The sequence below is a fragment of the Dermacoccus sp. SAI-028 genome (assembly GCF_004346775.1).
GTDB classification, from domain to species: Bacteria; Actinomycetota; Actinomycetes; order Actinomycetales; family Dermatophilaceae; genus Dermacoccus; species Dermacoccus nishinomiyaensis.
In genome coordinates, this window is sequence record NZ_SMFS01000001.1 from 2,791,163 (window position 1) to 2,811,153 (window position 19,991).

The 19,991-nt window shown below is 68.2% G+C and carries 21 protein-coding genes and 1 tRNA gene; 16 read left to right on the forward strand and 6 right to left on the reverse strand.

The window, feature by feature from the left end; translation table 11 throughout:
- Positions 1–152 precede the first annotated feature (152 nt).
- Complete coding sequence (locus tag EDC82_RS12705) at positions 153–962, forward strand: LytR C-terminal domain-containing protein (protein WP_040014643.1); 810 nt, start codon at positions 153–155, stop codon at positions 960–962.
- 97 nt (positions 963–1,059) lie between these two features.
- Here EDC82_RS12705 and EDC82_RS12710 read toward each other — a convergent pair whose 3' ends face one another.
- Entirely contained in the window at positions 1,060–2,622 is a 1,563-nt protein-coding gene (locus EDC82_RS12710; protein WP_040014646.1) for a helicase HerA-like domain-containing protein, read from the reverse strand.
- A 61-nt stretch (positions 2,623–2,683) separates the two neighbouring features.
- Here EDC82_RS12710 and EDC82_RS12715 point away from each other — a divergent pair, with 61 nt between their 5' ends.
- From EDC82_RS12715 to EDC82_RS12755, 9 genes are all read left to right on the forward strand, one after another.
- On the forward strand, positions 2,684–2,977 hold the full coding sequence (locus EDC82_RS12715) for a hypothetical protein (RefSeq protein ID WP_006945312.1): 294 nt from the start codon (positions 2,684–2,686) through the stop codon (positions 2,975–2,977).
- Positions 2,974–3,489 carry a LytR C-terminal domain-containing protein gene (locus EDC82_RS12720; protein ID WP_062257000.1) on the forward strand — a complete coding sequence of 172 codons (516 nt, stop codon included), beginning with the start codon at positions 2,974–2,976 and terminating at the stop codon, positions 3,487–3,489. Before EDC82_RS12715 ends, EDC82_RS12720 begins: the two co-directional genes overlap by 4 nt.
- 54 nt (positions 3,490–3,543) lie before the next feature.
- Positions 3,544–3,633 (forward strand) — tRNA-Ser (locus EDC82_RS12725).
- A 608-nt stretch (positions 3,634–4,241) separates the two neighbouring features.
- Positions 4,242–4,805 carry a TetR/AcrR family transcriptional regulator gene (locus EDC82_RS12730; protein WP_160126252.1) on the forward strand — a complete coding sequence of 188 codons (564 nt, stop codon included), beginning with the start codon at positions 4,242–4,244 and terminating at the stop codon, positions 4,803–4,805.
- A gap of 93 nt (positions 4,806–4,898) precedes the next feature.
- Positions 4,899–5,627, forward strand: a complete 729-nt coding sequence (locus EDC82_RS12735; RefSeq protein ID WP_006945317.1) for a molybdenum cofactor guanylyltransferase — start codon at positions 4,899–4,901, stop codon at positions 5,625–5,627.
- 9 nt (positions 5,628–5,636) lie between these two features.
- The gene (locus tag EDC82_RS12740; RefSeq protein WP_006945316.1) at positions 5,637–6,608 is read left to right on the forward strand and encodes an NAD(P)H-quinone oxidoreductase; all 972 of its coding nucleotides are present in this window, start codon (positions 5,637–5,639) and stop codon (positions 6,606–6,608) included.
- Between the two features lie 355 nt (positions 6,609–6,963).
- Positions 6,964–8,271 carry an ISL3 family transposase gene (locus EDC82_RS12745; protein WP_006943264.1) on the forward strand — a complete coding sequence of 436 codons (1,308 nt, stop codon included), beginning with the start codon at positions 6,964–6,966 and terminating at the stop codon, positions 8,269–8,271.
- Between the two features lie 132 nt (positions 8,272–8,403).
- Positions 8,404–8,976: a hypothetical protein gene (locus EDC82_RS12750; RefSeq protein WP_131941652.1), complete on the forward strand. Its 573-nt coding sequence runs from the start codon at positions 8,404–8,406 to the stop codon at positions 8,974–8,976.
- Between the two features lie 2 nt (positions 8,977–8,978).
- Positions 8,979–9,308 carry a hypothetical protein gene (locus tag EDC82_RS12755; RefSeq protein WP_131941650.1) on the forward strand — a complete coding sequence of 110 codons (330 nt, stop codon included), beginning with the start codon at positions 8,979–8,981 and terminating at the stop codon, positions 9,306–9,308.
- Positions 9,309–9,361: 53 nt separating this feature from the next.
- Here the strand turns inward: EDC82_RS12755 and EDC82_RS15045 are convergent, their stop codons facing one another.
- On the reverse strand, positions 9,362–9,508 hold the full coding sequence (locus EDC82_RS15045; RefSeq protein ID WP_191870482.1) for a hypothetical protein: 147 nt from the start codon (positions 9,506–9,508) through the stop codon (positions 9,362–9,364).
- A 189-nt stretch (positions 9,509–9,697) separates the two neighbouring features.
- On the opposite strand from EDC82_RS15045, the gene EDC82_RS12760 reads away from it, so the two are divergent.
- A complete protein-coding gene (locus EDC82_RS12760; RefSeq protein ID WP_083604063.1) occupies positions 9,698–11,005 on the forward strand; it encodes an ISL3 family transposase in 1,308 nt (435 codons plus the stop codon).
- On the opposite strand, the gene EDC82_RS12765 is transcribed toward EDC82_RS12760, so the two are convergent.
- Both EDC82_RS12765 and EDC82_RS12770 read right to left on the reverse strand, forming a co-directional pair.
- Complete coding sequence (locus tag EDC82_RS12765; protein ID WP_131941743.1) at positions 10,977–11,228, reverse strand: hypothetical protein; 252 nt, start codon at positions 11,226–11,228, stop codon at positions 10,977–10,979. The genes EDC82_RS12760 and EDC82_RS12765 overlap by 29 nt on opposite strands.
- Positions 11,221–11,424, reverse strand: coding sequence for a hypothetical protein (locus tag EDC82_RS12770; protein WP_006943496.1), 204 nt, complete (start codon positions 11,422–11,424; stop codon positions 11,221–11,223). Before EDC82_RS12770 ends, EDC82_RS12765 begins: the two co-directional genes overlap by 8 nt.
- 261 nt (positions 11,425–11,685) lie before the next feature.
- Between EDC82_RS12770 and EDC82_RS12775 the strand changes: the two genes are divergently transcribed.
- The 4 genes from EDC82_RS12775 to EDC82_RS12790 all read left to right on the forward strand — a co-directional run bounded on the left by EDC82_RS12775 (position 11,686) and on the right by EDC82_RS12790 (position 16,132).
- Positions 11,686–12,456, forward strand: coding sequence for an ABC transporter ATP-binding protein (locus EDC82_RS12775; protein WP_062256182.1), 771 nt, complete (start codon positions 11,686–11,688; stop codon positions 12,454–12,456).
- Positions 12,453–12,791 (forward strand): hypothetical protein, encoded by a 339-nt coding sequence (locus tag EDC82_RS12780; RefSeq protein WP_062256184.1) that lies wholly within the window; start codon positions 12,453–12,455, stop codon positions 12,789–12,791. Before EDC82_RS12775 ends, EDC82_RS12780 begins: the two co-directional genes overlap by 4 nt.
- A gap of 1 nt (position 12,792) precedes the next feature.
- Positions 12,793–15,492: an FtsX-like permease family protein gene (locus EDC82_RS12785; protein ID WP_062256185.1), complete on the forward strand. Its 2,700-nt coding sequence runs from the start codon at positions 12,793–12,795 to the stop codon at positions 15,490–15,492.
- Positions 15,493–15,607: 115 nt separating this feature from the next.
- Entirely contained in the window at positions 15,608–16,132 is a 525-nt protein-coding gene (locus EDC82_RS12790) for a PadR family transcriptional regulator (protein WP_062256187.1), read from the forward strand.
- An 80-nt stretch (positions 16,133–16,212) separates the two neighbouring features.
- Here the strand turns inward: EDC82_RS12790 and EDC82_RS12795 are convergent, their stop codons facing one another.
- Positions 16,213–16,623, reverse strand: coding sequence for a hypothetical protein (locus EDC82_RS12795; RefSeq protein ID WP_131941745.1), 411 nt, complete (start codon positions 16,621–16,623; stop codon positions 16,213–16,215).
- Between the two features lie 124 nt (positions 16,624–16,747).
- Here EDC82_RS12795 and EDC82_RS12800 point away from each other — a divergent pair, with 124 nt between their 5' ends.
- Positions 16,748–18,544, forward strand: a complete 1,797-nt coding sequence (locus EDC82_RS12800) for an FUSC family protein (protein WP_062256191.1) — start codon at positions 16,748–16,750, stop codon at positions 18,542–18,544.
- Between the two features lie 168 nt (positions 18,545–18,712).
- On the opposite strand, the gene EDC82_RS12805 is transcribed toward EDC82_RS12800, so the two are convergent.
- Positions 18,713–19,810: a Fic family protein gene (locus EDC82_RS12805; RefSeq protein ID WP_062256193.1), complete on the reverse strand. Its 1,098-nt coding sequence runs from the start codon at positions 19,808–19,810 to the stop codon at positions 18,713–18,715.
- Positions 19,811–19,991 lie beyond the last annotated feature (181 nt).

Here is a 19,991-nt window from a genome sequence, read left to right on the forward strand (position 1 = left end):
GTGATCGATGCCCCGCCGGGTTCGCCCGGCGGGGCATCGTCGTGTCTGCGCGCCGAGGGACGGTCGCCGTCGGCGTGGGTGCGCGGCCCGCCGTACACTGGGCACTTCCGGGGGTGGTTCGTCGTCGTGCGAGCCGGGTCGAAAGGATCGTGATGATGCGCCGAACCGCCAGCACTGCAGCGGTTTTCGTCGTTGCCGCAGGTGCGTTGACGGGGTGCTCGAGCGACAAGCCGAAGCAGGCTGCGCCGACGTGCCCACCCGGCAACCCGTCGCCGTCACGCACGGTCGCGTGGTCGAGCATCTACGCCAACGTCTACAACGCGAGCGACCGCAGCGGTGAGGGTGCCACCGTCGCGAAGCAGCTCGGCTGGCGCGGCATGCACACGCTGGACGTCAAGAACGACCCATTGAGCGACGATCGTCCGACCCCCAAGTTCGCCGAGATCCGGTACGGCAAGAACGGCCGCACGATCGCGCTCAACGTCGCCAAGCAGATCCCCCACGCAAACCTGTATCAGGACGAGCGCACGGATCCGACGATCGACATCGTCATCGGCAACAAGTTCTCGCTGACGCCGCGCCCGCCGCGCGCGGTGAAGGACGTCTCCGTCACCGTCCTCAACACGACGTTCATGCCGGGCCTCGCGGCGGACGTCGCCGGTCGGCTCGGCAAACAGGGTTTCCACGCGGACGCCGAGGCGAACGACAAGGCGTACTATCCGAACGACTCCGCCGTCATCGTGTACGACGAGGAGGGCCTGCCCGACGCGCAGCGCCTGCAGATGAGTATCCCCGGTTCGCGGTTGCTGCAGGACACGCAGACGAAGGGCGCTGTCGACATCAAGGGTTCGACCGTGCGCCTGTATCTGGGTTCGAAGTGGCCGACGAACGGCAAGGTCGTGCCCTTGTCGCAGGCGACGGCGTCGCCGAATGCGTCGCCGTCAGCGTCGGGCGGCTGCTGAGGGAAACAAGCTCTGGCAGGTGGAAGTCACACGAGGGACGCCCTGGTCGGGCGTCCCTCGTGTGCCGTGGGTGCGCGCGTCCCTGGTGCGCCGATCGTCAGCGTCGGCGGGCGGTGCCGAAGAGGCTGCGGGTGATCTCGCGGCCGATCTGGGTGCCGGCGGAGCGCATGAACGACTTGAAGGCGGAGGAGTGGACGACCTGGCTGACCATGCCGGGTTCTTCCTTCTCCTTCTTGGCGGGCGCGTGGGGCGCTTCGGGAGCGGGTGGGTTCTGCGTCGCGTCCGCGTCGTTCCCCGCACCCGCTGTGTCGGGCGTCAGGCGTCCCTGCAGTTTCTCGTAGGCCGATTCGCGGTCGATCGCTTCGGAGTACTTGGGTGCGAGCGGCGACGACGACACGATGCGGTCCATCGTCTCGGGTGAGGCCGGGCCCATCTTCGACGTCGGTGCGAGCATGCGCGTCCAGGCGACGGGCGTCGGGGCGCCGGTCTCCGACAGCACGGTGACGATCGCTTCGCCGGTGCCGAGCGTCGTCAGCAGCTCTTCGAGGTCGTAGCCGCTCTTGGGGAAGGTGCGCACGGTCGCGGTGAGCGCCTTCTGGTCGTCGGGCGTGAAGGCGCGCAGCGCGTGCTGGACGCGGTTGCCGAGCTGGCCGAGGACGCCGGACGGCACGTCCTTGGGCGTCTGGGTGACGAAGAAGACGCCGACGCCCTTGGAGCGGATGAGGCGGACGGTCTGCTCGATCTGGTCGACGAACGCCTTGCTCGACTCGTCGAACAGCAGATGCGCCTCGTCGAAGAAGAACACGAGCTTCGGCTTGTCGAGGTCGCCCGCTTCGGGCAGTTCCTGGAAGAGGTCGGCGAGCATCCACATGAGGAACGTCGAGAACAGTGCGGGCTTCTCGGCCACGCTCGGCAGTTCGAGGCAGGTGATGATGCCGCGCCCGTCGGCGCCGGTGCGCATGAGGTCGGACGTGGCGAACTCGGGTTCGCCGAAGAACACCTCGGCGCCGCCATCGGCGAACGCGATGAGGTTGCGCAGGATGACGCCGGCCGTCGCGGAGCTGAGCCCGCCGAGGTTCTTGAGGTCGGCCTTGCCCTCGTCGGACGTCAGGTGCGTGATGACGGCGCGCAGGTCCTTGAGGTCGAGCAGGGCGAGCCCGTTGGCGTCGGCGTAGTGGAAGATGAGGCCGAGGCTGGATTCCTGGGTTGCGTTGAGCCCCAGCACCTTCGACAGCAGCGTCGGGCCGAACGAGGTGACGGTGGCACGCACAGGCACACCCTTGCCCTCGCCGCCGAGGCTGAGGTATTCGACGTCGAAGCCCTTGCCCTCCCACGCCTGCCCGACGTCCTTCGCGCGGGCGGCGACCTTGTCGTTCGACTCACCCGGTTCGGCGAGACCGGACAGGTCGCCCTTGATGTCGGCCATGAAGACGGGCACGCCGTTGGTGGCGAGCTGCTCGGCCATGAGCTGCAGCGTCTTGGTCTTGCCCGTTCCGGTGGCGCCGGCGATGAGGCCGTGGCGGTTCATCATCGACAGCGGCAGGCGCACCTGCACGTCGGGCTTGGCGGTGTTGTCCTCGACGGCTGCGCCGAGCTCGAGGGAGGCGCCGTCGAAGGCGTATCCGCTGCGGATGGCTTCGAGCTGATTCTTTTCGGTCACGTCGTGAGCGTATCCGCCCGGCGCGTGCGCGCCCAGCACTGTCGGCACATAAAATAGGGCCGTGATCTTCAAGGCCGTGGGCGATTCGCGCCCCTACCCCGACCATGGCCTCGTCACGCCCAAGGACTGGTCGCCGGTGACGCCTCGGGTGGTGCGTCTGGCGGATCTGACGACGACTCGTACGACGCTCGATCTGTCGGCGCTATTGTCGGAGGATTCGACGTTCTACGGCGACATCTTCGCGCATGTCGTCGCGTACGAGAACGAGTTGTACTTGGAGGACGGTCTGCATCGCGCCTTGCGGGCCGCCTTGCAGTCGCGCGCCACCTTCCACGCAAGGGTCTTGTCCCTATGAGTTATGTCCGCGACAACGGTCTCGCTCGGGCGCGCAAGCGTCGCGAGCGCCGTTCCATCGCCATCCTCGTCTTCTGCGCGCTGCTCGTGCTCGGCGCGATCGTGTTCGCGGCGACGTTCATCTCGTCGCCGAGCAAGCAGAGCGGCCCATGTCCGAACGGGACGGTGAGCTCGGCGCCGCCGGAGAGCGCATCGTTCACGCTCAACGTCTACAACGCGAGCGGGTCGAAGGGTGCGGCGGCAACGGCTGCGGAGGCGTTGCGCACGCACGGGTTCAGGATGGGTGTCGTCGGCAACGACCCGTATCAACACAGCGAGGACGGTGTCGGCGAGGTGCGTTTCGGCCCTGACGGCGCGGCGCTGGCGAAGCGGTATGTCGCGACGTTGGTGCCGGGCGCGAAGCTCGTGCAGGACGGGCGTGACGGCAACAGTGTGGATGTCGTCGTCGGTTCGTCGTTCCCGACGATCGCTGCGGCGCCTGCGTCGCCGTCGCCGTCGCCGGTGTGCAAGTGACGGTTCGTTCATCTCGTTTTTGCTCCGACGCATCGCTGTTGTAATGTTCTTACCGGTGGCGTGTCCGAGCGGCCTAAGGAGCACGCCTCGAAAGCGTGTGTGGGGGTAACTCCACCGTGGGTTCAAATCCCACCGCCACCGCCAGAGATGCGGAAGACCCCCTCCGGGATCAGCGACGAAGTCGCCCCGGAGGGGGTCTTCCGCATCTCTGAATGAGCACGGGGGATTTGGGAGGAGCGCCATGCGCGCGAGCGAAGCGAGCCCGCGTGCCGCGACGGAGTCCCACCGCCACATGACGCACACGCGACACGCACTTGACCCACCCTCGACGCGTCGCTGACGCCACACCGGCCGCACCTGCGACCCACCACCTGCCGTACCCAAGACGACGCACCGCCAGCATCATCGACCGGAGTTGCGACGCAATATTCTTGTGGCTGTAGCAACTCCACCACACTTGGCCACATGTCCAGCTACGATGGCAGCGCTGAACAACCAGGCAGCACGCAACCCACACCTGTGGGGGAGCACACACTCCCACCGAACGGGTAAAATTCTCTACACGAACGCGTGAACTCTTCACCCTCGCCCGCTTGCATCGTCCTAGTTATCGGCCGCCAGTGCCAGGCGAAGCACGCCCGCAGAACAAAAAGAGCACAGACGGTGTATAAAGTGTTCAAGGAGCGAACGTGGGTTCCCTCCTGTGCAACATGGGTTTTCTGCAAACCCTGAACCTGCCTGAAGGAGCTCCGATGCCGTCGCCCGTCAGAGATCGCATGATCTCCGGTGCCCTCGACCTGCTCGCCCGCCGTGGCCTGCAGGCCACCTCGTTCGCAGAGGTGACGCAGGCGACGCAGACACCGCGCGGCTCGATCTATCACCACTTCCCCGGCGGCAAGCAGGAACTCGTTCTCGCCGCCATCGACCTCAACGCCCAGCAGTGGCTCGACGTCGTGGCGTCGGTCGAACGTCGTTCGCCTGAACAAGTCGTCAGCGAACTGCTCGGCCGCCTGCGGACCTACCTCGACGAGACGAAGTTCGAGGCCGGCTCGGCCGTCGGCGCGGTCACCGTAGCTGCCGAGAACCCGACGCAGCTCGAACGCTGCCGTGAAGCGTTCGACGCGTTCAAGGGTGGCCTCGCGAAGGCCCTGACCGACTGCAGCGTCACCACTGCCGCAGCGCGCGAGTACGCGAGCCTGCTCACGAGCTCGATGATCGGCATGACGATGACGGCCCGCGCAGCTCGCAGTTACGACGGTTTCGACGCGAGCGCCCGCCAGCTCGTCGACAGCGCGCGTCGCCTGCCGCGCAGCTGACCTGAACGCCTCCTCGCCGGGATCACCCACCTGCGACGGCGCGATGACGTCGTGTCGCACCCACCGCCCGCTCGCGTCCACGACGATGGACCCATGACCTCGCACGAGCCTTTCGACGAGCACGCCTCCCGACCCAACGGCACCGATTCGTGGCTGAGTGGCGCCGCCGCAGAACCGGCAGGCCGGCGGGCGGGCAGGGGCAGCGCAGGCGACGAACGGCCCGATCTGAACCTGTCCGTCACGGCCGTCGTGCTCGCCGGCGGCACGTCGCGGCGCTTCGGCGGCGCTCAGGACGACAAGCTGGACGTATCGCTCGGCGCCCGCAGCGTGCTCGATTCGACGCTGGCCTCGCTCCCGACATCATGGCCCGTCATCGTCGTCGGTCCGCCGCGCGCGATCCGTCGCGAGCAGGTCACCTGGGTGCAGGAGGATCCGCCCCTGGGCGGCCCGGTCGCTGCCCTGGCGCGGGCGCTCGACGTCAGCACCGGCGAGTGGATAGCCCTCGTCGCCGGCGACACGCCCCGGGGCGGCCATGCCCTCCCCGGCCTCCTCGACGCGGCGTTGACGATGCGGGCGACCAGCACGTCCTGCCTCGACGGAGCGGTCGCCGTCGTCGATGGCCGTCGTCAGCCGCTTCTCGCGGTGTATCGCGCCGATGCCCTGGCCGCGGCCTGCGAGGCGATCGGGAACCCTGCCAGCGCGTCGATGCGTGCGTTGCTTGCATCCCTCGCTCTCGCTGAGACCCCCGTCGACCCGGGCGACGCCCGCGACGTCGACACCGTCGACGATCTGGCGTTTCATCGTGCGCGGGGCGCGTCGTAGGGTCGAGGAATGAAGGCGATCATGCTGTCCGAATTCGGTGACGAGAACGTCATGACCCTTGCCGAGGTGCCCGATCTGCCCGCGCCCGAGGGCGACTCGATACGCATCAAGGTCGCCGCCGCGGGTGTCAATCGGGCGGACCTGCTGCAGCGTCAGGGGCACTATCCGCCGCCTGCCGGAGAATCCGACGTCCTCGGCCTCGAAGTCTCCGGCACGATCGACGCGCTCGGGCCCGACGTCGTCGGCTGGCGCGTCGGTGACGAGGTGTGCGCGCTGCTTGCGGGCGGCGGCTACGCCGAGTACGTCAACGTCCGCGTCGGCCAGGTGCTGCCCGTGCCGCGCGGCGTCGATCTCATGACGGCCGCCGCGTTGCCGGAGGTGGCCGCGACGGTGTGGTCGAACGTCGTCTTCACCGCTGACCTGCAGCCCGGTGAACTGCTGCTCGTGCACGGCGGCAGCAGCGGCATCGGCACGATGGCGATCCAGTTGGCGACGGCGCTCGGCGCGCGCGTCGCCGTCACCGCCGGTTCGGCCGAAAAGCTCGCCGCATGCAAGGCGCTCGGCGCACAGATCCTCATCAACTACCGCGAGGAGGACTTCGTCGACGCCGTCGCGGCAGAGGGTGGCGCCAACGTCATCCTCGATGTCGTGGGCGCCAAGTACCTGAGCCGCAACATCGACGCTCTCGCGCCCAACGGCCGGCTCGTCATCATCGGCATGCAGGGCGGGGCCAAGGCCGAGCTCGACCTCGCGAAACTGCTCGCCAAGCGCGCCCAGGTGACGGCGACGTCGCTGCGTTCGCGTCCGCTCGCGGAGAAGGCCGCGATCGTGCGCGAGGTGCGCGACACGGTGTGGCCGCTCGTCGAATCGGGCGCCGTGCGGCCTATCGTCCACGCCACCTACCCGCTCGCGCAGGCAGCGGACGCGCACCGCGAACTCGCCGCGTCGGGTCACATCGGCAAGGTGCTGCTCACGCTCTGAGCGCGGCACGCTCTGCAACGGGGTAAGCGGAGTGACTGGGCGGCCGGGTGCGGGGTGCGCCGGCCCGGCGCACCTCTGGGAGCTGCGATCCCGCATGACAGGGTTTCAGCCCTGACCTGCGCATGCGGAACCCCGTGGGGCATGCGTCGACGCCTTCCTCCTCCCCTCGCTGACCTCCACACCCGACGCCCCGTCACCCGTCGATTCAAGGCCCCCCCTTCAAATCTCCCCGCCGCGTTTCCCGGCTCTTCACGAACGAGGGTGTAGTCGGTTGAGCGCGTCGGTGGCCGGGTAGGGGTCGAGGTCTCCCGGATGATGGAAGTTCTTCACGCTCGCCATCCCGAAAGACCTCGACGTGCTCCACCCTACTTTCGCGACCCCTGACCTGACCACGTTCTGCCGCCTCGACGAGCTCGGCCTCGTCGCCGTCGGCCAGCTGATCGAGCCGGATCGGGCCACGATCGAATGCCGCGTCGTCGGGGACGACCCGTGGTGTCGGAAGTGCGGTGTCGAGGGCGTGCCGCGGGACACGGTCACGCGTCGACTGGCGCACGAGCCGTTCGGGCACCGGCCGACGACCCTGCTGGTGCGGGTGCGCCGGTACCGGTGCGGACACTGCCGGCGCACGTGGCGGCAGGACATGACGCGGGCAGCGGCGCCGCGTGCGAAGATCTCCCGCGGCGGCCTGGAGTGGGCGCTGCGGGGCATCGTCATCGACCACCTCACCGTCACCCGCGTCGCCGCAGGTCTCGGGGTGTCCTGGAGTGCCGCGAACACCGCCGTCCTCGCGGAAGGCAAGCGGCGCCTGATCGACGACCCCGCCCGGTTCGACGGGGTCACCACGATCGGTGTCGACGAGCACGTCTGGCGACACACGAGGCTGGGCGACAAGTACGTCACCGTGATCATCGACCTCACGCCCGCGAGGAACAAGACCGGGCCGGCGAGGCTGCTGGACATGGTCGAGGGCCGCTCCAAGGCGGTGTTCAAGCAGTGGCTCGCCGCCCGCCCTGCGGACTGGGCGAAGCGGATCGAGGTGGTCGCGATGGACGGCTTCGCCGGGTTCAAGACCGCTGCCGCCGAGGAACTCCCCGACGCCGTCCCCGTCATGGACCCGTTCCACGTGGTCCGCCTCGCCGGCGACGCGCTGGATGTCTGCCGGCGTCGGGTCCAGCAAGACACCACCGGTCACCGCGGGCTCAAGGGCGACCCGCTCTACAAAGCCCGCCGCACCCTGCATACCGGGGCTAGCCTGCTCACCGACCGGCAGCGGGCACGCCTGGACGCAGTGTTCGCGAGCGAGGAGCACGTCGAGGTCGAGGCGACCTGGGGCATCTACCAGCGCATCGTCGCGGCCTACCGGGAGCCCGACAAGAAGAAAGCGAAGGCGATGATGCAGGAGGTGATCGCTGCGATCAGCAGCGGCGTTCCCGCGGTGCTCGTCGAGGTCCGCAAGCTCGGCCGGACCATGAAGCAGCGGGCGGGCGACATCCTCGCGTTCTTCGACCGCCCCGGCACCAGCAACGGCCCGACCGAGGCCATCAACGGGCGACTCGAACACCTCCGCGGCTCCGCCCTCGGCTTCCGCAACCTCACCCACTACATCGCTCGGTCGCTGCTCGAAGCCGGAGGGTTCAGACCCGCGCTACACCCTCATTCGTGAAGAGCCCGTTTCCCCCTTCCCCAGCCCCTGACCTAGGTATGCTGCGAAAGCCCGAAGAATTGACCTAGTGAGAGCGGTTGTCATGTCAACACGTATGCGCATCGCAGCAACAAGCCTGCCCTCGTCTTCGGCGTGTCTCTTGTGACGCCGACAGCCCTGGCGGCTGAGAAGCCCGTGCCCGCAGCTCAGAGCTCAACCGACCGCTCTAGCGACGCAGAGTGCCTTGACCAGTTCCTCAAGGGTGGCGAGGCGAAGGCAACGCCCTTCATCCAGGCGAGCAGTCAGGAAGAAGCAATCAAAAAGCTCAATGACTACCAATGTGGAAAGGGCGCATCGGTACGTTTTACAACACCCAACTATGGGCCTTGCACGCTAAACCCCGGTGCAGTTTACCTGCGGAAGGAATATGACTACAAGGCTGCGGGTAATAAGCCTATCACGACATGCACCACGCCCGTAACATCTATCACTCACGCTGAAGAGATTCACTACAAGTGGTATGCGTGGTGGAAGAAGGCCGGCGGCACAACGATGTCAGGTGGTCGCAATATCGCAAAGCTCGAGCAGAAGAACGTGGTGAAGACCTGCAAGGGAACCACGAACACCACGTTTATTGGTTCCACGCTCGGTACGATCGTTTGGAAAAACAAGACCTACTACGCGCGGTCCTACACGAAGGTTGCTCAACTGAAGCGCACGATGTAGGCATGATCGCAGTCTTCGTAGACGGCTCAGCCAAGGTCGCACTCACGTCGGAAGACGAGCTTCTGAAGATCCTTGATAGCAACAAAAATCTTAGGACAAGAGTCTCATGGGAAGACTTGGACCTAGCCGGTGCAGCTCGGATTGAGAATAATCTGTACATTTGGGCTGCTGGAGACCTGAACGAATCGCCAGCGATTGCTTCAGCCCATGCAACATCAGAAGAAGCGACCGCCTGGATTGAAGATGACCCGATGAAACAATCTGGGTATTCAGCCGAAGTTCTGAGCCTCATTCGCCTGCCGATCGATGATCTCACCCAATTAGAGGTCTGACGTAACAGTGGAGGGGTAAGGCAGGTTTTCTGCCTTACCCCTCCACTGTTTTCTCACTCCGGCTCAACCGGGGTCCAGTGCAAGATCTTCATGTTCACCGGGCTCGTGCCGCCCATCCACGCATCGATCAGCGCGGCGTTGAAGGTCGCTGCGGCTTCCTCGTACTCCTGCGCTTCGATGCACGCGGCCACGGTCTCCATCTCAGACGCGTCGAGAGGGACGGTCGTCGTGATGTGCGTACGGTCTTCGATCGACGATGCTTTACCGGGCTCTTCACAGATGAGGGTGTAGCGCGTAGTCAAGGATCGAACGGCGTGGCGCTGCCCGGGTAGGCGTCGAGGCCTTCCGATGATGGAAGTTCTCACACTGCCCATCTGGAAGACCTCGACGTGCCTGACGCTACCTTCACCGACCCTGACCTGACCATGTTCTGCCGCTTGAATGAGCTCGGCCTTGAGGCCACCGGTCAGCGCCTCGAGCCCGCCGGTGCGGTCCTGGCCTGTCGAGTCGTCGAACCCGACCGCTGGTGCCGACGCTGTGGCTGTGAAGGAACCGCGCGCGGCACGGTTGTCCGCCGGCTGGCCCACGAGCCGTTGGGGTGGCGTCCGACGACGTTGGAGGTCACGGTCCGCCGCTACCGGTGCACCGGCTGCGGCCACGTGTGGCGCCAAGACACGTCTTTGGCGGCCGAGCCACGCGCGAAGCTCTCCCGGCGAGGGCTGGCGTGGGCGCTGGAGGGCATCGTCATCGCACACCTGACGGTCGCGCGGGTCGCTGAGGGGCTCGGGGTTGCGTGGAACACCGCCAACGATGCCGTCCTGGCCCAGGGCACACGCGTCCTGATCGAGGACCCGAACCGCTTCGACGGCGTCCGCGTGCTCGGCGTCGACGAGCACGTCTGGCGGCACACACGCAAAGGCGACAAATACGTGACCGTGATCATCGACCTGACCCCGATCCGCGACCGCAGCGGCCCAGCACGACTGCTGGACATGGTCGAGGGCCGCTCCAAGCGAGTCTTCAAGGAGTGGCTCGCCGCTCGCCCTCAGGCATGGCGTGAGGCCATCGAAGTCGTCGCGATGGATGGCTTCACCGGGTTCAAGAGCGCCACCGCCGAGGAACTGCCCGACGCGGCTGCGGTGATGGATCCCTTCCACGTCGTGCGCCTTGCCGGTGATGCCCTCGACCAGTGCCGACGCCGAGTCCAGCAGGAACTGCACGGGCACCGCGGCCGCAAAGACGACCCGCTCTACCGTGCGCGTAGAACGTTGCACACCGGCGCGGGCCTGCTCACCGACAAGCAGCAGACCCGCCTGCAGGAGCTGTTCGTGCTCGAGGAGCACGTGCCCGTCGAGGCGACCTGGGGGATCTACCAGCGGATGATCGCGGCCTACCGCGAGAAGGACCGATCCCTCGGCCGCGCGGCGATGGAGGCGCTCATCGACGCCGTCAGCCAAGACGTCCCCGCCGGGCTGGACGAGTTGCGCAAGCTCGGTCGGACCCTGAAGGCTCGCGCCACCGACGTGCTGGCCTACTTCGAGCGGCCTGGCACCAGCAATGGCCCCACAGAGGCGATCAACGGACGCCTGGAGCACCTGCGCGGCTCGGCCCTGGGCTTCCGCAACCTGACCAACTACATCGCCAGATCCCTGCTCGAGTCCGGCGGATTCAGACCTCAACTACACCCTCATCTGTGAAGAGCCCTTTACCGCCCGTGTCGATCTCGACCTTCACCGTGCCTGGGATGGTGAAATGGCGCATCGCTGCCATGCGGTCCGCCTGGACTTTCCGCGCACCTCCCATGCCACGCTGCACGGCGGTGCGGCGCTTCTCTACGACCGGTGAGGCTTTCGCGAGCGGCATAGGGTTGCCGTCGCGATCGGCAGTCTTGGCCCATCGCTGCGCCTGACGATCACTCACGCCGGCCCACTGTGCCGCCTTCTTGATCGCCGCTGCGTGCGCGCTTCGCCTCGCCATTCACGCGGGCGAGCTCGCGTCGCTTCTGGCGGGGTGTACGGGCCTTGCTCAGACGCTCAGCGAGCTGGGCTTCCGCCTCGAAACGCGCGCGACGTTCGGCGCGCTGCGCGTGGTTTCGCACCATCTGCGGCACGGTCATGGCGCACCCCGACGCCCCGTCGCCCGCCGGCCCCAAGCCTCGACGTGCTACGACACCCCCGGCACATGCCGCGCGGCGCGCCTCACCCGACACGCCCGACACACCCACCGGCGCGTCATTCCCCCACAGCACCCACATACCCGGTATACATGTGAATACCGGGTATGCATACTGCGTATGCGGTAAGGGAACGGGAGCGTGACGTGCGCCGTCGACACATCGTCGGCGGCGCACGTCAGGCCTCACGAAGGGAAATGAACGATGACGCAACCAGCCCTCGAGCTCGACGGCGTGAGCAAGGTGCACCCCTCACCCGCGGGTGACGTGCACGCGTTGAAGGACATCAGCCTCGCGCTGTACCCGGGCGAACTCGTGGCCGTGATGGGCCCGAGCGGTTCGGGCAAGTCGACGTTGCTCAACATGGCCGGGGGCCTCGACGCGCCGACGAGCGGCGATGTGCGCATCGGCGGTGCGAGCATCGTCGGCGTCGGCCAGAAGGAGATGGCGAGTCTGCGCCGACGCAGCGTCGGGTTCGTCTTCCAGGACCTCAACCTCGTCCCGGCGCTGACGGCGGTCGAGAACGCCTCGCTCCCCCTCGAACTCGACGGCATGGGCCTGCGCGCCGCCCGCGCGGCCGGCCTCGAGGCGCTCGACGCCGTCGGCCTGGCCGACCTCGCCGACCGCTACCCCGAGGAGATGTCGGGCGGCCAGCAGCAGCGCGTCGCGATCGCGCGCTCCCTCGTCGGCGAGCGCCGCGTCGTGCTCGCCGACGAACCGACGGGCGCGCTCGACTCAGTCACGGGTGAGGAGGTGCTCATGGTGCTGCGTCAGCGCTGCGACGCGGGCGCCGCCGTCCTGCTCGTCACGCACGACTCGCGGCACGCGTCGTGGGCCGACCGCATCGTCAACCTGCGTGACGGCGCCGTCGTCGGCATCGTCGGCGACGAACCCGAGCCGTTCGGGGAGAGCGCCGTCACCCGCTCGCACGGTGCGACGAGTGTGACAGCAGCAACGACGGAGGGCCGGGCATGATCACCGCGTCCGACCACCTGTCGCGGGTGCAGGAGCTCGCCGTCGTCAGCGTGCACACGTGGGTGCAGGGCTCGCCCCCGTCGCACGTGACGACGAAACCGGCCGAATCGTGGCTCGATGCGACGCACGGGCCGGCGCTCGAGGGCGTGTTCCTGTCGACGCCGGCGCTCGTCGTCCTGCTCGTCGGCATCATCGCCGTTGCGCTCGTCATGGCGGTGCGGACGGCCGGCGCGACGCGCGCGTCGCGTCCGGCGATCTCGCACCTGTCCGCACCTGCCAGTCGTGGGTCGCGCAACTCATCGGCGTCGGACGCCTCGCGCGCAGAGGGTCGTTGAGATGGCCTCCCCCCTCGCCGGATGGCGGCTGCCGCTGCGCCTCGCGTGGCGCGACATCATGCGTTACAAGGGCCGCTCGGCGCTCGCTGCGCTGCTCATCCTGCTGCCCGTCATGGCGCTGGCGACGATGCTCGCCTTCATCTCGACGTTCGAGATCAGCCCTGACGAAGAACGCGCCCGCGCCGTGGAAGGGCTCGGTGGCCTCGTCACGGTGTCCGCCGAGAAACCGGGCGTACCGATGCCGGCAGCCGGACGCGCCGTCACGACATCGAAGCCTCCGACGGCTGCGGAGGTGAGCGATCAGGCGGGCGTTGCCGCGCTCGAGGCCCACCAGGAAGGTTTCGTGTTCGCCGCCACACAGGAGACGACGTCGGGTGGGTTCACGTCGACGTGGGGCACCGTCATGCTGACCGACGCCACCTCGCCCCTGCTCGCACGCAAGGCCACTCTCGTCTCGGGGCGCCTGCCGTCGAAGCCGGGTGAGGTCGCCGTCACCGAGTACGGCAAGAACATGGGGTTGCCGACCGAGGGGCCGATGCAGGCGCGCTCTGACTCCGGAAACCCGTCCGACAGCAAGACGGTGCACGTCACCATCGTCGGCACCGTGACGACGCCGTTCGCGGATGTCGCCGCCGTCGGGCCGGTGCCGACGGGGTACAAGCCGAGCTCGTCACCGGGGTTCCTCCTCGACGACACGCGCACGTTCTCGGCCGCTGACGTCGAGCAGTGGCACCGATTCGGCCTCGACCTGACGACCCGCGACAACGTGTCCGCGCAGGCGAGCGCCTATGACGTGAATACGACGGGCGATTCGAGCATGGCCTTCGCCATCGCCGTCGCGACGATGGCCTTCGTCGCCGTGACGGCACTGCTCGCCGGCCCGGCGTTCGCGGCCGGCGCGACGCGTCAGCGTCGCAGCCTCGGGCTCGTCGCGGCGAACGGCGGCACCCGCGCCGTCCTGCGCCGCATCGTCCTGGCCAACGCGATGATCCTCGGTGCGCTGACCGCGCTCGTCAGTGCCGTCCTCGGCACCGCGCTCGGTGTCGTCGCCGCGAAGATCGCCTGCCGGCAGGTGACGACCCTCGACGCGCCCACCGACATCCGATTCAGCTGGATCGTCGGCCTCGTCGTCGTCTCGACGCTCGCCGCGCTCATCGCCGCGTGGGTGCCCGCGCGGGCTGCGGGTCGTACCAACCTTCTGCAGGCCCTGCGCGGGCAGGTGTCGGCGCGTGTCGTCAAGCGTCGACTGCCGACGATCGGCGTCATCGCCGTCGCGGCCGGCACGCTGTGCCTGTTCTTCGCGACGCAGCGAGGGGGCGACGGGTCGTCGATGAGTGAGGAGGGGCAGACCGCCCTTGCGTACATCGGCGTGCCGCTGTTCTTCGGCGGCGCGGTGCTCGCGGTGCCGTACGTGCTCATGGTGGCCGGCAAGCTCGCCGGTCACCTGCCCCTGACGCCGCGCCTCGCGGTGCGTGAGGTCAGCCGTCAGCGCACGCGGGCGACGGCGTCGATCGGCGCGGTGCTCGCCACCGTCGCCGTGTGCACGGGCGTCAGCGTCTACGGCGCGAGCGAGGACGCGTACCTCGCCAAGACGTACACCCCGTCGATGCCGATGGGTGAGGCGGCGTTCGTCTCGAGCTCTCCCGGCTCGCGGACCAGTGAGGCGGACGACAACACAGCCATCGCGGCGATCCGCAAGATCGTCCCCGGCGCCGCGGGTGCGTGGACAGTGGGCGCCGGAGACTTCATGCCCCGCTATCTCGCAGGGAAGTGCCCGGCGAAGGGCTCCGGTCAGGACGCCGCCGCCGCGGCCGTCAGCGTGCTCGGCGTCGACGACGCCGGCATGAAGCTCATGGGCCTCGATGCCGCGACGCGAGATGCTCTGAAGCGAGGTGAGTTCCTCCACGTCGGGCCATCGACGAACGACAGCCTGGGCGTGGCGGGATGGGGCCCCCAGTCGAGCGCCACGACGATCACCGACGGCAAGGTCACGCTGGCCGCGGTGCAGTGGAAGAACGCCGAGCTGCCGGAGGCGACCGTCGCATCCTGCTCGCCCCTGACGGTGCCGGCACGCCCCGTGTCGTTCGACGCCGCGTTCAAGCTCGCTGGTTCGACGCCGAACTCGCTCATCGCGACGCGCGAAACGCTCGCGAAGCATCACATGACGGCCCATCTCGCGGCGATCACCGTCGCGCCCGAGGGTGGGGTGAGCAAGAAGCTCGAAGGTCAGCTCAAGGCCGCCTCCCCGATCGACATGCCGTTGATGGTGGAGCGGGGCTACTCGAGCCCGATCCTCGTCATCCTCGGCATCATGACGGCGGCGCTCGCGTTCGTCGTCCTGCTCACGACGATCGTGTCGACGCTGCTCAACGACGCCGAATCGCAGGCCGATGCCGCGACGCTCGCGACCGTCGGGGCGCCCACGGGGATGCGGCGACGCATCGTCGGCGCGCACGCGGCGGCGATCGGCGTCATCGGTGCGCTCATCGGCATCGCCGTCGGCATCGCGCCGGGGCTCATCCTGGCGCGGGCCTCGACGAACCACATGATGGACGAGCGGACGCACCAGCTCAGCGGCGGCACGTACGCGATCCCATGGTGGTCGCTCGCGATCATGCTCATCGCGGTGCCACTCGTCGCAGCGCTCGTGTCGATGCTGTTCGCACGCCGCAAGCCGGTGCTGACGAGGCGCGAGCGGTGAGCGTCATGCACGACTCGCGCCGGGTTCGGCGGGTTCGGCGGGTTCGGCGGGTGGGCGCGCCGCGTCGTACCGTTGAACGTTCATCGTTCACCGCGACGACGCGAAGGGGGCTGACGTGAGCGTTCGTAACGGCCTGCTCGCGCTGCTCGCGTCGCAGGAGATGTACGGCGCGCAGCTACGCTCCGAGTTCGAGGCGCGCACGGGCGGGCAGTGGCCCCTCAACATCGGCCAGGTCTACACGACGCTCGGGCGCCTCGAGCGCGACGGCCTCGTCGAGGGCGCGGGCGCGGCCGACGACGAGGGCCGCATTCCGTATCGCCTCACCGAGACGGGGCGCGGTGAAGTGGATTCGTGGTGGGCCCAGGCCGTCCCGCGCGACGTGACGCCACGCAACGAACTCGCCATCAAGTTGGCGCTCGCCGTCACGATGCCAGGGGTCGACGTGCGTGCGCTCGTCTCGACGCAACGCACCGCGACGATGCGGCACCTACGCGAGCTCAACCGGTCGAAACCGCGCCGCACACCGGGCGCGCCGAGCGCTCCGACGCCCGACGAGCTCGTCCTCGAATCGCTCATCTTCGCCGACGAGGCCGAGCTGCGCTGGCTCGACTACGTCGAGGAGCGGCTGGCTCGCGGCTGACGTCGTGCGCGGTCCACATGGATCGCGAGGTGGGAGCGCCTGGCGCGGGGTTGACGTCGAGGTGCTTCGTCGCGCGCGCCTCAGTGCTGACGCGGTAGCTCGCGCCAGGTGCCGGTTCGCACCGCCTGTGCGAGGTCGCCCCGACGCGCTCGGGCGGCGCTGAACGTGGGGCACCGCTCCTCGTGAAGCACCCGGCCACGTCGACTCACACAGACGGCCCAGGGGCAACGAAACACGAAACGGGTCAATGCCAGCAGCGGAACCAGGAGCAACAGCAGAGCCAGCTCGCCGATGAGGTAGACCAGGACGACGATGAGCGGGACGAGCACGATGGCGAAGATCACCGCCGAGATCAGGTCATCACCGCCGGGGGATGCACTGAGGAGCTGCCCGGCCCACCGGTGAGCCCGGGGGCTCCACGGCAGCCACCGGCAACGCACCGCATAGGCGCGCGGTTTCGTGCCCGCTGCCGCGGGTTCCTTGACTCTCATGTTCTGTCCCTGAATTCATGAACACGACGCCATGCCACTGCCGCGGCGACGAGCACCCGTGTGCATGTGGAGGCGAAAGGCCCAGGTTTCCGGGGTTGTCGGTGGCCAGGTTCACAATAGAGGCATGCCCCGCCTCACGATGATGCTCGCGCCGCCGCAGGTGCGTCGCGCTGCCCGTCGTCGCGGGGTGACGAAGGCGCGCCTCGCGGACGAGCTGCAGACGTTCGTCGAGGTCAAGCCCGCGCCGGGGCGCTGGAAGACGGCGGCACACATCACGACGTGCGTGACGCTGACGGTGCTGGCGTTGTCGTTCGTCCTCGGCCCACAGCTCGGTCTGCTCGGGTTGACGGGCACGTTCTTGTGCACCGTCAGCGTCAAGCGGACGTGGCGTCACCGCGTCACCATCCTCGCGTGCATGACGCTCGCGTACGTCGCGGCGTTGACGATCGGGGTGAGCGTCGCAGGACATGCGGTGCTCACGACGGTCGCGCTGACGGCGATCGCCGGCGTCAGTGTGCTTCTGTACCACGCGCTCGTCGGCGACCCGCCTGGCCCTGTCTTTCTGACGATCGGCCCGGCCATCGGCACGTATCTGCCTACGGTCGGCGTGCCCGGCAGCCGGTTCCTGCTGGCAGCAGGCTGTGGCGCCGTGATGTCGAGCGTGCTGAGCCTCGCGCTGCAGTACCCGCAGCGTCACGAACCGGAGGATCAAGCCGTCGACGAGGCGCAGGAGGCGTGTGACGCGTACTTCGAGTCAGACCCGGACGGCGATTTCGTCGAGACGGGCCGCCTGCGGGACACGGCGTACGCGTCGATCTTCTCCGCGGCGTGGGCGTTGAGCGCGGCGACAGGCCGCCGTCACCCCGACCCGCACTGGCGCGAGCTGACGAAGCGCCTGCGCCGGTTGCACATCGAAGTCGTCCAGCGCACCGCCGCGACGCGACTGCCCGGGGCCGTGATCGCCGTCCCCGTCATGGCGCAGGCGCGCTACCTCGGACGCCCACCGCGGCGCTACCTGCTGCGCTGGGGGTTGTCGCGCTCGTCCTTGCCTGCGCTGATCGCGCGGCGCGCAGCGCTCGCGGTGCTGCTCACGTGCGTGCTCGCATACGCACTCGGCGTCACGCATCCGTACTGGGCGGTCATGACGACGGCGCTGCTCATCTCCCTCGGCGGCGACCGGTTGACACTGACGCATCGCGCCGCGCACCGCTTCGTCGGCACGGTCGTCGGGGTGGGGTTGTTCTTCCTCGTCAGCCTCACGCATCCGAGCGGCTGGTGGGTCATCGTCGTCGCGCTGATGTGCGTGTACCTGCTGCAGTGGACGGTCGTGCGCAACTATGCGCTGGGCTCGATGTTCATCACGCCGATGGCGCTGCTCGTGGCGTCGGCGGGCACGGCGCACAAGCCGATCGGTGAGTTGATGCTCGATCGCATCTTCGAGACGGCCCTGTCGTGCGTCATCTGCCTGTTCGTGCTGTGGGCGTTCGGGCGTCGTCTGCCCGTGCTGCTCGTGCGTCGTCAGTTCCGTCGCGCCCTGCGCGCCCTCGAGCGGGTGCTGCTGCTCCTGGCCGACGGTGAGCACAACTCCGAGCGGGGCGTCAGCGCGCGGCGCGACCTCGTCTTCGAGCAGCTCGAGGCCGCGCACGTCCTGCAGATCGCACAGCGCGACCTGCCGCGCGTGCTCGGGTCGTGGAGCGAGCTCGAGGCGAGCCTCGGTTCGGCCACGTACGTGACCCTCGCGGCGTGCTGGACGCACGATCCGCTCGCTCACCTCGACGCCAACGCGATGGCGTCACGCCTCGCGCGCCTCATCCACGACCTGCCGCCCGTCTCGACGCAGCTCGTCGACGCGACGACCATCGCCGCGAGCGTCGACGACCTACTCGACGTCGGGGGGCACGGCACCGCGCCGCGCCCGTAGCGGTGTCGTCGCGACAGCCGACGCGGTGCTCCCCACGTCCCGCACCCACCCCACGCGGTGAGTGCGATGAGCCGGACATGTACACGTTTTGCGGCTTCTCGTACACATCGCCCGAACGTGTCGATGGCATCACCATGTCGTCACCGCGAAGGCTCCGACGTCGGCGGATCAGCGATCGGTTGCCTCGGCCAGCGTGTCGAGGAGCGCGCGATTGAGGTAGACGACGCTGCGTCCGAGTTGCTGGCGCTCGAGAACATCGTGCTGCGCCAGGACGGAGAGCCACTTCGAAGCGGTTTGACGCTTGGCCAAGCCTGCGTCGACGATCGCCTCGATGCGGACGTACGGCTGCGCGAACAGCACCCGCGCGAGGTCTGACGCGGGTGCCTGCGCCGGGAGATGCCGGCGGATCGCGTCCTCCGCTTCCCGGCGCAGCCCTTCGATGACCTCGACGAGCGAGAGCGTCCATCGAGCGGTGGCGCCGACCGCACCCACCATGTAGAGGATCCAGCCCTGCCAGTCATCCTGGGCGGTGACGGCGCGGAGGCGGGAGTAGTACTCGTCCTTCGTACGAACGATGTGGCCCGACAGGTACAGCACCGGCTGCTCGAGCAGCCCCTTCTCGACGAGGAGCAGGAGGTTGATCACGCGACCGGTGCGTCCGTTGCCGTCGAAGAACGGGTGGATCGCCTCGAACTGGTAGTGCTGCATCGCCATCACGACGAGCGGGTCGAACCCCGAGTCGGCGTGCAGGAAGCGTTCCCACCCGGACAGATGCTCGGCGATGACGTCTGCACCCTCGGGCGGCGTGTAGATGCGTTCACGGTTGACGGGGTTGCCGATATAGGTCCCCGGTTGATTGCGCAGAGTGGCGGTTCGGCCCTGCAGCTCGCTGCAGATCTCGAGTGCTGTTCCTGACGTCAGGGGGCGCGTCTGCAGCGAGTCGAACCCGACCCACAGGGCACGGCGGTAGCGCAGGGCCTCCTTGACCGCCGGGGACGTCCTGGTGTCCGGCATGTCCGCGGCAGCGCGGAACAGCTCGTCGTTCGTGGTCACGACGTTCTCGATCTCGCTCGAGGCCTGCGCCTCGAGAACCGGGAGCAGGTGAACGAGCATCGTCGGGTCCGGCAGGCGCCGGACCGCTTGATCCAGGGCGGCGAGGGCTCGACTGGCGGCGATGACCTCCTTGAGCACCGCCGGCGTCTCGACCTGCGTCGAGGGAGGAAGAGGCGGCAGATCCTGGTACGGAACGTCGGGGCCGGTCCACATGAGGACGAGCGTACGCGCCTGAGCACCCTGACATGTACACGTTTTGCGATTTCTCGTACATATCGCCCGAACGTGTCGATGGCATCACCATGTCGTCACCATGACGGCGCCCTGTCGTCACCCTGTCGACGTCCTCGCGGGAGCCGCTGACGCGCCGCCCGAGTCGGCCGTGAATGTGCTG